The following is a 13,922-nucleotide window of genomic DNA, read 5'->3' on the forward strand; positions in this document are numbered from 1 at the left end:
CAGGCATTTCTCCGGCTTGTCGCGGACATCTTTGCCCGCCCTTCCCAATCTTTCCGCATTTTCGCAAATGCGATTTTGCCAATTTGCAAATTGCGACTTTGCAAATTATGGACGAATCATGGCCCGTGGCAATCGAATCTTCGCAGGTCCGCGCCTGCGCCAACTCCGCCTGGATCACCGCATGGACCAGGCGACCATGGCCCATGCGCTGGGCATATCGGTATCCTATCTCAGCCAGCTGGAGAATGACGACCGTCCCCTGACGGCCAAGGTCAAGGCGGCCGTCGCCAGCGCCTTTCCCACCGACTGGGCCAGTTTCGACAGCCGGGAGGAGGAGCAGCTTCTGGGCGCCTTCACCTTCGCCCTCGCCCATCCCGAATTGCCCGGCACGCCGATGGAGCCGGAGCGGATCGAAAAGCTGCACCTGCATTTCCCCGAATTCGCGGCGCGCTATGTCGACCTCTACAACGCCCATATGCGCGCCAACGAACGCATCAACATGATCGAGGAGGCGATCGCCAACGATCATGCGGTGCAGGCCCGCCTGCCCTGGGAAGCGGCGCGGGACTGGTTCCACGAAGCCGGCAATTACGTCCATGTCCTCGACTGCCTGGCGGAGGACATGGCCGCCAGCTTCACCGCCGGCCAGACGCTGGACGAAGGCATGCTGGTGGAGGCGCTGGCCCGCCGCCACGGCATCGAAACGCTGATCGCCGAGACGCCGGATTCCGCCCTCCGCTCCTACACCAGCAGCGAAAAGCGCCTGTTCGTGAACGCGGCCCTGCCGACCGAAAGCCGCAAATTCATGCTCGCCCACCAGTTGATGATGCTGGAGGGGCAGGCCGTGATCGCGGACGTGGTCAACAAGGCGGCGTTGCCCGTGCCCGGCGCGGACCGGCTGCTCGCCATCGGCCTCGCCAATTATGCGGCGGGCGCGCTGCTGATGCCCTATGCCCCGTTCCGCGAAGCCGCTCGCGAAGTGCGCCATGACATAGACCGTCTCGCCCGCCGCTTCGGCGTCAGCTTCGAACAGGCCTGCCACCGCCTCTCGACGCTGCAAAGGCCCGGCCTGCGCGGCATCCCCTTCTTCTTCTGCCGCGTCGACATGGCGGGCAACATCACCAAGCGGCACAGCGCCACCCGCCTGCAATTCGCCCGCTTCGGCGGTGCCTGCCCGCTCTGGAATGTCCATGAAGCGGTCGCCGTCCCCGACCGGATCAACGTGCAACTGGGGGAAACGCCCGACGGCGTCCGCTATGTCTCCATGGCGAAGGGGCTGGTGAAACCCTCCGGCAGCTACAGCCGCACCCCCCGCCGCTTCGCCGTGGTGCTGGGCTGCGAGACCGCCCATGCGGCCAATTTCGTCTATGCCGACGGCCTGCAACTGGAGGTGGAGGGGGCGGCGACCCCCATCGGCATCACCTGCCGCCTCTGCCCCCGCCAAAGCTGCGACCAGCGCGCCTTCCCCCCCGCCGACCGCCCGATCCGCGTCGATCCCGACAATCGGCAGATCGTGCCCTACTGGATCGGCTGACAAGCAAAAGGGGCTTTTCCGCCAATCCTGCTTGCGGGAACTGGCCCTGTCGCTCGTCCGCCCTTCCGGATAAGGATTGATGGATGAGTGACGCGGATATTCTGACGAACAACTCCTTCCGGCAGGAACTGGAGGATGACGGCTATGCCCGCCTGCCGGGTTCCGGCCTGTTCGACCTGCTCGCGATCCGCACCGCCGATTGGGCCGCGCTCGCCCGAAGCTGGGACGATCTCGGCCCCGACCTCTATATGGCCGACGGCGGCCGGTATCGCCGCCGCCGCTACGCGACCTTCGCCTGCGATCAGGACGGCTTCACGCGCATGCCGCACCAGCCCCATTTCCAGAGCCGCGACTATAATCCGCTGAACGGCGACGTGCAGCGCTGGTTCGACCCCATCGAACAAAGCACCATCGACAATGCCGCGATGCAGTCGATCCTGGCCTTCTGCGTCCGCAGCTTCCCCCTGTCGGGACGGCAGCATGTCGAACTCCACCAGTTCCGCATAGAGGCGCGCAGCGGCGAGCGGGGCCGCCCCACGCCCGAAGGCATGCACCGCGACGGCGTCGACTGGGTGTTCGTGATGCTGGTCGAGCGCCGCAACGTCCGCGAAGGCGTCACCCGCATCGGCACGCCGCAGGGCAGGGAACTGGGCGAATTCACCCTCGCCCGCCCCGGCGACGCGGTATTGATAGACGACCACCGCATCATGCACGGCGTCACCGAAATCCATGCCGTCGACCCGGCCCGACCCGCCTGGCGCGACGCCCTGGTCGTCACCTTCGCGGCCACCGCTTGATCCCTATTTCAGCAGCACCAGTTCCTCGGCCATGCTGGGATGCAGGGCCACGGTGTCGTCAAAGGCCTGCTTGGTGAGACCGGCCTTCACCGCGATGGCCGCCGCCTGCAATATTTCCGGCGCGTCCGGGCCGATCATGTGCAGCCCAACCACCCGGTCGGTCGTCGCATCCACCACCATCTTGTAGAGCGCCCGCTCGTCCCGTCCGGCCAGCACATTCTTCATCGGCCGGAAATCGGACGTATATATTTTCACCGTGCCCAGCTTGTTCCTTGCCTCCGCCTCGGTCATCCCGACCCCGGCCAGCGGCGGATGGCTGAACACGGCGGACGGCACGCAGGCATAGTCGACCGTGCGCGGATTGTCCCCGAACAGCGTATCGGCAAAGGCATGCCCCTCCCGGATCGCCACCGGCGTCAACTGCATCCGGTCGGTGACGTCGCCCACCGCATAGATGCTCTCGCAACTGGTGCGGCTATAGTCATCGACCTTGATCGCGCCCTTGTCGCTGAGTTCGACTCCGGCATTTTCCAGCCCCAGCCCCTCGACATGCGGCCTGCGCCCGGTCGCAAAGAGGAGCAGGTCGCAGGCGATGGGATCGCCGCTCTTGAACCGGACGGTCAGCGTGCCGTCCTCCTTCTTCTCGATCTTCTCCATCTCCGCATTGAAGCGGAAATTGATCCCCTTCATCGTCGAAATCTGGAGCAGCCGATCGCGTATCTGCGCGTCATAGCCGCGCAGCAGCGTGCCCGAACGGTTCACCATGGTCACATGGCTGCCGAACTGGTGGAAAATGCCCGCAAATTCATTGGCGATATAGCCGCCGCCCACGATCACGATCCGCTTCGGGCACTCGTCCAGATGGAACACCTCGTTGGAGGTCACGCCATGTTCCGCGCCCTCGATGTCGGGAACGATGGGCCATGCCCCGGTCGAAACCAGGATATATTTCGCGCTGACTTCCCGCCCGCTCGCCAGCCTGACGCCATGCGGCCCGGTGATCGTCGCCCGTTCCGGGATCAGTTCGACCTTATGGTTGTCCAGCGTGTTCCTGTAGAGACCCTCCAGCCGGTCCACATCGGCCAGCACATTGTCGCGCAACGTCGTCCATTCGAAACCGCAATCCGGCACGTTCCAGCCGAAACGCCGCGCATCCTTCAGATCCTCCGCGAAATGCGCGCCGTAGACCAGCAGCTTCTTGGGCACGCAACCGCGAATGACGCAGGTGCCGCCGACGCGATATTCCTCCGCCACCGCGACCTTCGCGCCATGAGCCGCCGCCACGCGGGAAGCCCGCACGCCGCCCGATCCCGCGCCGATGACGAAAAGGTCGAAGTCGTAGTCGCTCATATAAGCCTCCGCTGCATTGCGCCCGCATATGGAGCGTCCCCGGCGGAGTTACAAATCGGAATCTGGCTAAGCCCGTCCCGCAAGCGGGATGGGCCTGCTCGTCAAACCCCGCCCAAGGCCAGGTCGATCAACGCCATGGTCGACGGATCGAAGCCCTGCGGCCCCTCCGCCTCGATGGACCGGGCGATCTCCTTGCCCAGTTCGACCCCGAACTGGTCGAACGGATTGATCCCCATCAGCACCGCATTGGCGAAGGTCCGATGCTCGTAGAAGGCGATCAGCGCCCCCAGCACTTCGGGCGTCACATCGTCCAGCAGGATGGTGGTCGAAGGCCGGTTGCCGGGATAGGCCCGCGCCGGATCGGCGTCATTCTCCTTCCCCCGCATCAAAGCCGCCCCCTGCGCGAAGCAGTTGACCAGCAAGGCCCGATGATGCGCCGGATCGAGCGCATGGCCCGGCTCGATGGAGGCGATGAACTCCACCGGCGTCAGGATCGTCCCCTGATGCAGCAACTGGAACACCGCATGCTGCGCGTCCGTGCCGACGCCGCCCCAGGTGATCGCCGCCGTCGGCCCGTCGACAGGCTTGCCGTCCCGCGTCACGCTCTTGCCGTTGCTCTCCATCTCCAGTTGCTGAAGATAGGATGGCAGCAGACGCAGCCTTTCGTCATAGGCGAACAAGGCCCGCGTCTGGCACCCCAGCACTCGCGCATAATATTGATCGACAAAGGCCGCGATCAGCGGCGCGTTCCGGCCGGGATCGCTCAGCCGGAAATGCCGGTCCATCGCCGCGGCGCCCTCCAGCAGGCTCTCGAACGCATCCCACCCCAGCGCCAGCGCCGCCGGAAAGCCGATGGACGACCAGAGCGAATAGCGCCCGCCCACGGACTCCGCGAAGGGCAGCACCCGCGTCTCGTCCACGCCCCATTCGATGGCCTTGTCCGGCGCGGCGGTCAGCGCGATCACCCGGCCATAGGGATCGTCCACTCCCGCCTCGACCATCCAGTTGATCGCGCTCGCGGCGTTCAGCATGGTTTCGGTCGTGGTGAAGGTCTTGGATGCCACGGCGATCAATGTCGCTTCCGGATCGAAGCGCGAAATCGCCCGTTCCAGCGCCGTGCCGTCGACATTGGACACGATGGCGACGTCATAACGCGCCCCGTCCCCGCCCAGCGCATCGACGATCAGGTCAGGCCCCAGCGCCGACCCGCCGATGCCGATATGCAATATATGCCGGATCGGCCCCAGCGCCTCGCCCTCTATCGCGTCGATCAGCGCCCGCATCCGCGCATGGAACATCTTGGCCCGCGCCACGCTGTCGGCATTGCCCTCGCCCCGCTCGGCGGGATGCTCGGCTGCGCGGCCCTCGGTGTTGTTCACCGCCTCGCCCGCGAACAGCGCGTCCCGCTGCGCGGCAAAGCCCTTCTCCTCCGCCAGCTTCAGAAAGCCCGCGAACAGATCGTCGGTCAGATGCGTTTTCGACCAGTCGAAACGGATCGGCCCCTGGGTCAGCGTGAACTTGCTCAGCCGGTCGGGATCGGCGGTGAAGATAGACTTGAGATCGGCCTGGGGAAGAGCCGCAAGCGCTGCCAGTGCAGGGCTGGACATTGGGGAATATCCTCTTGTTTCGCCGTTGATCGATACCGACGCTGCACCTGTCGATTCTTGCCCATCCTAGCCAAGTCGTTCCGCTATTGCACCGTTTGGACAGAAAATTCAGGTCACGAAGGGTCATCGGGTGATGATCGCTTGGTCTCTAGCCTGCTTGACGGCGGCTTTACGAACCCGCAAAAGCCGCGACGGCCTGTTTTCAGGGCGAATTGAAGGAAAAGACGACCAAAGCATGAGCGCAAAATCCGAAACGCGGGATTTCCTCTGGTTTCTCGCAAAGCTGGCGGTGTTCGTCTTCGTCCTGCGCAGCTTCATCGTGTCGCCCTTCAACATCCCGTCGGAATCCATGCAGCCCCGGCTGCTGATCGGGGATTATCTGCTGGTGGCGAAATGGCCCTATGGCTATTCGCGCTATTCGCTGCCCTTCGGCATTCCGCTGATCCCCGGCCGCATCCTCGCCTCCACGCCGCAGCGGGGCGACGTCGTGGTGTTCAAGGCGCCGCCGAACCAGAAGAACGACTATATCAAGCGCGTCATCGGCCTGCCCGGTGACATGATCTCCGTGCGCGGCGGCACCGTCTATCTGAACGGCCAGGCGATCCCGAAGCAGAAGGTGGCCGACCTCGTCATCCCCGTCACCCCCAATATGGAGGATGCGGCGGCGAAGGAAGGAAGCCCCTCCCCTTGCTACCGCCCGAAATTCGAGGAACCGCTTGCCGGGGGCGGCCGCCAGTGCCGCTACCCGCAGTTTCGCGAGACGCTTCCCGGCGGCAAGAGCTACAATGTCCTCGACCTGGTGCCGGACGGCGCGGCGGACGACCGCGACACGGTGGTGGTGCCCGAAGGCCATCTCTTCATGATGGGCGACAATCGCGACCGCAGCGCCGACAGCCGCTTCCCGGCGGTCGACGGCGGCGGCATCGGCCTGGTGCCGGAGGAAAATCTGGTGGGCAAGGCGATGATCTCCGTCTTCTCCACCGACGGCAGCGCCAACTGGCTGCTCCCTTGGACATGGGTGTCCGCGGCGCGCTGGAGCCGCATCGGGGAAGGCTTTTGACGAAAGCGGACACCGAAGGCTGGCTGAAGGCCCTGATCGGCCACGCGCCGAAGGACCGGACGGCCTTCCATCAAGCGCTGACCCATGGCAGCGCCCATGCGGTGAACTATGAACGGCTGGAGTTCCTGGGCGACCGCATCCTCGGCCTGCTGATCGCCGAATGGGTCTATGACCGCTTTTCGGGCGAACCGGAAGGCAAGCTCTCCCGCCGCTTCAACGCGCTGGTGTCGGGCGAGACCTGCGCCGAAGTCGCCCGCGGCGCCGGGGTTCCGGCGCATCTCATCCTCGGGAAGCAGGCCCGCGACGATGGCGCCGCCGACAGCGACAATGTGCTGGGCGACGTGATGGAGGCGCTGATCGGCGCGCTCTATCTGGAGGGCGGGCTGGAGGAGGCCCGCACCCTGGTCCGCCGCCTCTGGGCCGACCGCGTCGACACCCAGGCCAGCGCGCCCAAGCATCCCAAATCCGCCCTCCAGGAATGGGCCGCCGCCAACAAGCGCAAGCCCCCGGAATATGCGATGACCGACCGCTCCGGACCCCACCACGCCCTGAAATTCACGGTAACGGTCAGCATCAAGGGCGCAGGCGAAGCAAGCGCGACGGGCGGCTCCAAACAGGAAGCCGAAACCGCAGCGGCAAAGGCATTGCTGGACAAACTGACCGCGTAAACCGCCCACAACTAAGTCCAAAACCCCTCCCCGTTCGCCCTGAGCCTGTCGAAGGGCTTTTCTTTCTTCTGGAACGACATTGCCCTTCTGGACCTACCTCCTCCACTGCGCCGACCGCAGCTTCTACACCGGCCACACCGACAATCTCCAAACCCGCATAGCCCAACATGAAACAGGCGCAATCCCCGGCCACACCCTAAACCGCCGCCCGATAAAACTGGTCTGGTCGCAGGAGTTCGGAACCCGTATGGAGGCGCTGGAAGCAGAGCGCCAAATCAAGGGCTGGAGCCGGGCCAAGAAACTCGCGCTCATCCGCGAGGACTGGAAACTCATCTCCACCTTGGCGCAATCCGGAAAGAAAAAGTAAAGCCCTTCGACAGGCTCAGGGCGAACGGAGTTAAATTTGGACGGTTCAGAAGTTCAGCAACATTGCGGCGTCATCGCCATAGTCGGCGCGCCCAACGCGGGCAAATCCACCCTGGTGAACGCGCTGGTCGGCCAGAAGGTAGCGATCACCAGCCCCAAGGCGCAGACCACCCGCACCCGCGTCATGGGCGTCGCCATCGAAGGCGACGCACAGATGGTCCTCGTCGACACCCCCGGCATCTTCCAGCCCAAGCGACGCCTGGATCGCGCTATGGTGCAGGCCGCATGGGGCGGCGCGCAGGGCGCGGACCTGATCGCCCTGGTCGTCGACGGCAAGGCGGGCCTCGGCGCCAAGATGGAACCGATCGTCGGCGCCCTCGCCGCCCGCCCGGAAAAGAAATGGCTGATCCTCAACAAGGTCGACATCGCCATCAAGGAAAAGCTGCTGGTCCACACCCAGCGGCTCTACGAACAGCTCGACATAGCGGAGACCTTCTTCGTCAGCGCCGCGACCGGCGACGGCCTTCCCGAACTCAAGACCGCCTTCGCCAGGGCCATGCCCGAAGGCCCCTGGCACTTCCCGGAGGATCAGGTCTCCGACGCCACCGACCGCATGCTGGCGGCGGAAATCACCCGCGAGCAGCTATATCATCAACTCCACGCCGAACTCCCCTATGCCGCCGCCGTCGACACGGAAAAATATAGCGAGCGGGATGACGGATCGGTGGAAATCCACCAGCAGATACTGGTCGGCCGCGCCAGCCAGCGCGCCATCGTGCTGGGCAAGGGCGGCCAGCGCCTCAAGGAAATCGGCTCGAAGGCCCGCGCCGAACTGGCCAGCCTGCTCGGCGTCAAGGTCCACCTCTACCTCCACGTCAAGGTGAAGGAGGATTGGGAGGACGACCGCTTCATCTACCGCGACATCGGCCTGGACTGGGTGGAGTAAGCCGTTTCACCGTTCGCTTCGAGCGAAGTCGAGAAGCGAGTAGAGCGCACTTCTCGTTTCTCGACTACGCTCGAAACGAACGGAGGCCGGATTACTCCGCCGCCACCTTCTTCTTCGCAGGCGCCTTCTTCGCGGCAGGCTTTTTGGCACCGGCTTTTTTCGCCACCGCCTTCTTCCCCTTCTTCGCCGGCGCCGCCGCAGCCCGCGCATCGATCAACTGCGCCGCTTCCTCCAGCGTCAGGGCATCCTGCTCGATCGTCTTGGGCAGGGTCGCATTGGTCGTACCGTCAGTCACATAAGGTCCATAGCGCCCCGCCATCAGCTTGATCTCGGCCTCCGTGCGCGGATGCTTGCCCAGCACCTTCAGCGGCTCCCGCGATGAGGCCCCGCGCCCGCCCCTGTTCGCCGCATCCGCCAGCTTCGCGACGGCGCTGTTCATCCCCACCTCGAAAATCTCGGCGGTGGAGGACAGCCGCCCATATTTGCCGTCATGCAGCAGATAGGGCCCGAACCGCCCGATATTCGCCACGATGGGCTTGCCCGTCTCCGGATGCGGTCCGATCTCGCGGGGCAGGCTCAGCAGCTTCACCGCCCAGTCCAGCGTCAATTCGCCATCGGGCAAATCCTTGGGAATGGACCCGCGCTTCGCCTCCTTGCCCTCGCCCATCTCGATATAAGGGCCGAAACGCCCGGATTTCCGGACGATGTCCTGCCCGGTCTCGGGATGCTGGCCCAGCACCTCCGGTCCCGTATCCTCGCCATCCTTGTCGCCGCCGGGCTGCCCGAACTTGCGCGTATATTTGCATTCGGGATAGTTGGAGCAGGCGATGAACGCGCCGAACCGCCCGCCGCGCAACGACAATTGCCCATCGCCGCACATCGGGCAGGCGCGGGGGTTGGACCCGTCCGCCTTGGGCGGAAACAGCATCGGCTCCAGGAACTTGTCCAGTTCCGCCGTGATGTCCGACGGCTTCTGCTCCATCACCTCGGCGGTCTTGGGCTTGAAATCGCGCCAGAAGGCTTCCAGCACCGCCTGCCACTGGGCGCGACCGCCGGAAATATCGTCCAGCTCCTCCTCCAGCCCCGCCGTGAAGTCGTAGGAGACATAACGTTCGAAGAAACGCTCCAGGAAAGCCGTCACCAGCCGTCCGCTCTCCTCCGCGAAAAAGCGGTTCTTCTCGATCCGCACATAGTCGCGGTCCTTGAGCACCTGCAAGGTCGACGCATAGGTGGAGGGCCGCCCGATCCCCAATTCCTCCAGCTTCTTGACCAGCGACGCTTCCGAATAGCGCGGCGGCGGCTGGGTGAAATGCTGCTCCGCCGTCACCTTCCGCTTCGCCGGGGCATCGCCCGCCGCCATGCGCGGCAACAGCTTGCTGTCGTCGTCCTCGCCATCGGCGGAGGCATGTTTGCCGGAGCCGCGCTCAGGATCGTCCCGCCCCTCTTCATAGAGCGCCAGGAACCCCGGAAAGATCACCACCTGCCCCGTGGCGCGCAGCCCATGCTGCCCGGTCCCGTCCACCAGATCGACCGTCGTCCGTTCCAGCCGCGCCGACGCCATCTGGCTCGCCAGCGCCCGCTTGAAGATCAGGTCGTACAGCCGCGCATGGTCGCCCGATCCCACCTTGTCCCGGTAAAATTCGGTCGGTCGGATCGCTTCGTGCGCTTCCTGCGCATTCTTCGCCTTGGTCTGATATTGACGCGGCTTTTCGGGAAGATAGCCGCCGTCATAGCGCTCCGCTATCGCCTTGCGCGCCGCGGAAATGGCGCTGCCGTCCATCTGCACGCCGTCGGTACGCATGTAGGTGATCGCGCCGTCCTCATAAAGCTGCTGCGCGATCCGCATCGTATGGCTGGCGGAAAAGCCCAGCTTGCGCGCCGCCTCCTGCTGAAGCGTCGAAGTCGTGAAGGGCGGCGGAGGATTGCGCGAAACCGGCTTGGTCTCGACCTTCTCGACGGTGAAGCGCCCCGCCTCCACGTCCGCCTTCGCGGCCATGGCGTCGCCTTCCCGGCCGATGGTCAGCCGCTCGATCTTCTCGCCGCGCCACTTGACCAGCCGGGCGGTGAAACCCTGCCCCGCCTGCTCCATCTCCGCCGCGACCGACCAATATTCCTGCGGCACGAAACTCTCGATCTCGCGCTCCCGCTCGACCACCAGCCGCAGCGCCACCGACTGCACCCGCCCCGCCGACTTGGCGCCCGGCAGCTTGCGCCACAGCACCGGCGACAGCGTGAAGCCGACCAGATAATCCAGCGCCCGCCGCGCCCGGTAGGCGTCGATCAGATCCTCGTCCAGCGCGCGCGGCTGGGCCATCGCCTCCGTCACCGCCTGCTTGGTGATCGCGTTGAAGGTCACGCGGTCGACCTTCTGCGGCAAGGCCTTCTTGGCGCGCAGCACCTCCTGCACATGCCAGCTTATCGCCTCCCCCTCGCGATCGGGGTCGGTCGCCAGGATCAGCCGGGTCGCCTTCTTGGCTTCGTCCGCAATGGCCTTTAGCTGCTTGCCCTTGTCGCCATAATTTTCCCAACTCATGGCAAAGCCGTTGTCGGGGTCCACCGACCCGTCCTTGGGCGGCAGGTCGCGAATATGCCCATAGCTGGCCAGCACATGGAAATCGCCGCCCAGATATTTTTCGATGGTCTTCGCCTTGGCCGGCGATTCAACGATGACAAGCTGCATTCAAGCCCCGGTTCAAATTGTCTCTCACGTACACGCGCGAGTCTGAAAGCTGTTTCCGCCCCCCGTCAAGCCGCCGCGATGCAGGCGGCATTCCGCACGGTCAGGACGCCCCGTCACGACAGGCTGACCTTCCCGCCCGCATGCCGTTCCAGCCGGGCGGCGAGTTCCAGTTCCAGCAGCACGGTCTGCACCACGGCGGGGCCAAGGCCCGACAGCCTTATCAGTTCATCCACCGGCACGGGCGCCGGCCCCAGCAGCGCGACGACCGACGCCCGCTCCCGCTCGGCCACGTCGCCCGACGGCGGCTCGCCCGCAAAGTCGCCTCCGCCCTGCCGCACCATGCGCGCGTCGATGACGCCGATCGCCTCGATCACGTCGGCGGCGTTCTGGATCAGCACCGCGCCCTCGCGGATCAACTGGTTGCACCCCTGGGCGCGGGGATCGAGCGGGGAGCCGGGCACCGCCATCACCTCCCGTCCCGCCTCCCCCGCCAGCCGCGCCGTGATCAGCGAACCGGACCGGGGCGCGGCTTCCACGACGACGGTCCCCCGTGCCAGCCCGGCGATGATCCTGTTGCGCGCCGGGAACTGCCGAGCCAGCGGCTGCGTGCCCGGCGGATGCTCCGTGACCAGCAGCCCTTGCTCGGCCAGCCGCTCCTGCAACTCCGCATTTTCGGGCGGAAAGGCGATGTCGATGCCGCAGGCGATGACGGCGATGGTGCCGCTCTCCAGCGCGCCCTGATGCGCGGCCGTATCGATGCCCCGCGCCAGCCCGGACACCACCACCGCGCCCCGCTGCCCCAGTTCCTGCGCCAGCATGCGGGCGAACCGGCACGCGGCGGCGGAGGCATTGCGCGCCCCCACCATCGCCACGCATTCCCGCGCCGCCAGCGACACGTCGCCGCGCACGATCAGAGCGGGCGGCGCGCCCTCCATCTGGTCGAGCAGGAAGGGGTAATCGGCATCGCCCATGATCAGGTAGCGGGCGCCGGCCGCCCGGCTGCGGGCGATTTCCTGCTCGATTATCTTCGCGTCGACGATGCTGGCCTTGCCGCCGCCCCGCGCCGCCATGTCCGGCAGCGCCCGCAAAGCCTCGCCCGCCGTGCCGAAGCGCGCCATCAACTGGCGGAAGGTGACAGGGCCGATGCGCGGCGAACGGATCAGGCGCAAGCGGTTGAACCGCTCCTGCTCGCTCATTCCCCGGTCGGAGCCTTTTTCGAAGCGCCCACCTTCGGCTCGGTGCCCCTTAGGAGGCGCGCGATATTCTCCCGGTGCCGCCACAGCACGATCAGCGCCAGCGCCAGCGCGACGGGGACCAGGTCGATCCGGCCGAAGCACCACATGGCGACAGGCGCGCTCATCGCCGCCGCCATGCCACCCACGGACGACCATTTCGTCCCGAACAGCGCGCCCAGCCACACGACCGCGAAGACGATCCCGGCAGGCCAGTAAAGCGCCGTCACCACGCCCATCATGGTCGCCACGCCCTTGCCCCCGGCAAAGCGCAGCCAGACCGGATAGCAATGGCCGATGAAGGCCATGGCCCCCGCCATCGGCCCGCCGCCCTCGACCAGCGCCGCGCCCACCAGCACCGCTGCTCCGCCCTTCAGCAGGTCGAGCAGCAGCGTCGCCGCCGCCAGCCCCTTGCGCCCCGTCCGCAACACATTGGTCGCGCCGATATTGCCCGACCCGATCTTGCGCAGGTCGCCCGCCCCTGCGAAGCGCGTCAGCAACAGCCCGAAGGGTATGGAACCCAGCAGATAACCGATCAGCAGGACGAATGCGGGAAGAAGCCAGGGAGGAGTCATGATCTCGCCGAAATAGTTGCGGCGCGACCATAGCGCCCCCAACGCGCCGGGCAATGGCGAAGGCGACATATATGGAAACCCATCCCATTCCTCCCCATCGCAGATGGGGAGGGGGACCGTTCGCGAAGCGAATGGTGGAGGGGAAACCCACAGGTCGCGCCCATTCCCCTCCACCAACCTCAACATGATCCCCCTCCCATGTTGACAGGCCCGCCCCATCCCGCGACATGTCGGACCATAATGACAGTCGCACCCCAGGCACCCCTGCTCTTCTTCGATTCCGGCGTCGGCGGCCTTTCCATCCTGGCCCCCGCCCAAGCCGCCCTGCCCCACGCCCCGGTCGTCTATGCGGCGGACAGCGCAGGCTTCCCCTACGGCACAAGGAGCGAGGCGGAGATCGCCGCCCGCGTGCCCGCATTGCTGGGCCGCCTGGTCGAACGCTACCGCCCGCGCCTGGCGGTCATCGCCTGCAACACCGCCTCCACCATCGCCCTGTCGGCAGTCCGCGCCGCGCTGGACATCCCCGTCGTCGGCACCGTTCCCGCGATCAAGCCCGCCGCGCTGCTCTCGCAAAGCCGGGTCTTCGGCGTGCTCGGCACCGACGCCACGGTCCGCCAGCCCTATGTGGACCGGCTCGCCGCCGAACATGGCTCCGACTGCACGGTCCTGCGCCATGGCTCGGCTGCCCTCGTGCAACTGGCCGAAGCGAAATTGCGCGGCGAACCACTGGACCCCGCCGTGGCGCGAGACGCTCTGGCCGGATTGTTCGACCAGCCCGGCGGCGACCGGATGGACATAGTGGTCCTCGCCTGCACGCATTTCCCGCTGGTGGAGGCCGAACTGGCCGCCGCATCGCCCCGCCCGCTCCGTTTCGTGCACGGCGGTGAAGGAATTGCCCGCCGCATCGCCTATCTGACCCAGGGGCAGCCATGGCCGTCGGAACCGCAGCCCGGCACCGCCGTCTTCACCCGCCTGGACGAGAGCGTCGAACGGCTCCGCCCCGCTCTTGAAAGCTATGGCCTGCCAAGGATAGAGGGGCTTTGAAGGGGTGGACCTTTGGTCCAATCGCAAGCCTTTCTATCAGTGTGATAGGTAATTCTCCCTAAG

12 protein-coding genes are annotated in these 13,922 nt (G+C 65.9%); 7 read left to right on the forward strand and 5 right to left on the reverse strand.

Going from position 1 to position 13,922, the window contains the following annotated elements; genetic code table 11:
- The first annotated feature begins 118 nt into the window (after positions 1 to 118).
- Together Sj15T_RS04345 and Sj15T_RS04350 are read left to right on the forward strand one after the other, a co-directional pair.
- The gene (locus Sj15T_RS04345; RefSeq protein WP_013040031.1) at positions 119 to 1,534 is read left to right on the forward strand and encodes a helix-turn-helix transcriptional regulator; all 1,416 of its coding nucleotides are present in this window, start codon (positions 119 to 121) and stop codon (positions 1,532 to 1,534) included.
- An 83-nt stretch (positions 1,535 to 1,617) separates the two neighbouring features.
- Entirely contained in the window at positions 1,618 to 2,331 is a 714-nt protein-coding gene (locus tag Sj15T_RS04350; RefSeq protein WP_013040032.1) for a 2OG-Fe dioxygenase family protein, read from the forward strand.
- A gap of 3 nt (positions 2,332 to 2,334) precedes the next feature.
- On the opposite strand, the gene gor is transcribed toward Sj15T_RS04350, so the two are convergent.
- A complete protein-coding gene (gor, locus tag Sj15T_RS04355) occupies positions 2,335 to 3,681 on the reverse strand; it encodes a glutathione-disulfide reductase (RefSeq protein WP_013040033.1) in 1,347 nt (448 codons plus the stop codon).
- 101 nt (positions 3,682 to 3,782) lie between these two features.
- Positions 3,783 to 5,288, reverse strand: coding sequence for a glucose-6-phosphate isomerase (gene pgi / locus Sj15T_RS04360; protein WP_013040034.1), 1,506 nt, complete (start codon positions 5,286 to 5,288; stop codon positions 3,783 to 3,785).
- Positions 5,289 to 5,523: 235 nt separating this feature from the next.
- Here pgi and lepB point away from each other — a divergent pair, with 235 nt between their 5' ends.
- The 4 genes from lepB to era all read left to right on the forward strand — a co-directional run bounded on the left by lepB (position 5,524) and on the right by era (position 8,328).
- Entirely contained in the window at positions 5,524 to 6,348 is an 825-nt protein-coding gene (gene lepB / locus Sj15T_RS04365) for a signal peptidase I (protein WP_013040036.1), read from the forward strand.
- A complete protein-coding gene (gene rnc, locus Sj15T_RS04370) occupies positions 6,303 to 7,016 on the forward strand; it encodes a ribonuclease III (protein WP_013040037.1) in 714 nt (237 codons plus the stop codon). Before lepB ends, rnc begins: the two co-directional genes overlap by 46 nt.
- 79 nt (positions 7,017 to 7,095) lie before the next feature.
- Entirely contained in the window at positions 7,096 to 7,383 is a 288-nt protein-coding gene (locus tag Sj15T_RS04375; protein ID WP_013040038.1) for a GIY-YIG nuclease family protein, read from the forward strand.
- A 36-nt stretch (positions 7,384 to 7,419) separates the two neighbouring features.
- Positions 7,420 to 8,328, forward strand: a complete 909-nt coding sequence (gene era / locus Sj15T_RS04380) for a GTPase Era (protein WP_013040039.1) — start codon at positions 7,420 to 7,422, stop codon at positions 8,326 to 8,328.
- Positions 8,329 to 8,419: 91 nt separating this feature from the next.
- On the opposite strand, the gene topA is transcribed toward era, so the two are convergent.
- The 3 genes from topA to plsY form a co-directional block, all read right to left on the reverse strand.
- Positions 8,420 to 11,008 carry a type I DNA topoisomerase gene (gene topA, locus Sj15T_RS04385; protein ID WP_013040040.1) on the reverse strand — a complete coding sequence of 863 codons (2,589 nt, stop codon included), beginning with the start codon at positions 11,006 to 11,008 and terminating at the stop codon, positions 8,420 to 8,422.
- 113 nt (positions 11,009 to 11,121) lie between these two features.
- Positions 11,122 to 12,204, reverse strand: coding sequence for a DNA-processing protein DprA (dprA, locus tag Sj15T_RS04390; RefSeq protein WP_013040041.1), 1,083 nt, complete (start codon positions 12,202 to 12,204; stop codon positions 11,122 to 11,124).
- Complete coding sequence (gene plsY, locus Sj15T_RS04395; RefSeq protein ID WP_041386377.1) at positions 12,201 to 12,815, reverse strand: glycerol-3-phosphate 1-O-acyltransferase PlsY; 615 nt, start codon at positions 12,813 to 12,815, stop codon at positions 12,201 to 12,203. Before plsY ends, dprA begins: the two co-directional genes overlap by 4 nt.
- Positions 12,816 to 13,055: 240 nt before the next feature.
- Between plsY and murI the strand changes: the two genes are divergently transcribed.
- Entirely contained in the window at positions 13,056 to 13,859 is an 804-nt protein-coding gene (gene murI / locus Sj15T_RS04400) for a glutamate racemase (protein ID WP_013040043.1), read from the forward strand.
- Positions 13,860 to 13,922: the final 63 nt, after the last annotated feature.

Origin of the sequence: Sphingobium sp. TA15, from assembly GCF_037101235.1 — a bacterium.
Lineage (GTDB): Bacteria > Pseudomonadota > Alphaproteobacteria > Sphingomonadales > Sphingomonadaceae > Sphingobium > Sphingobium indicum.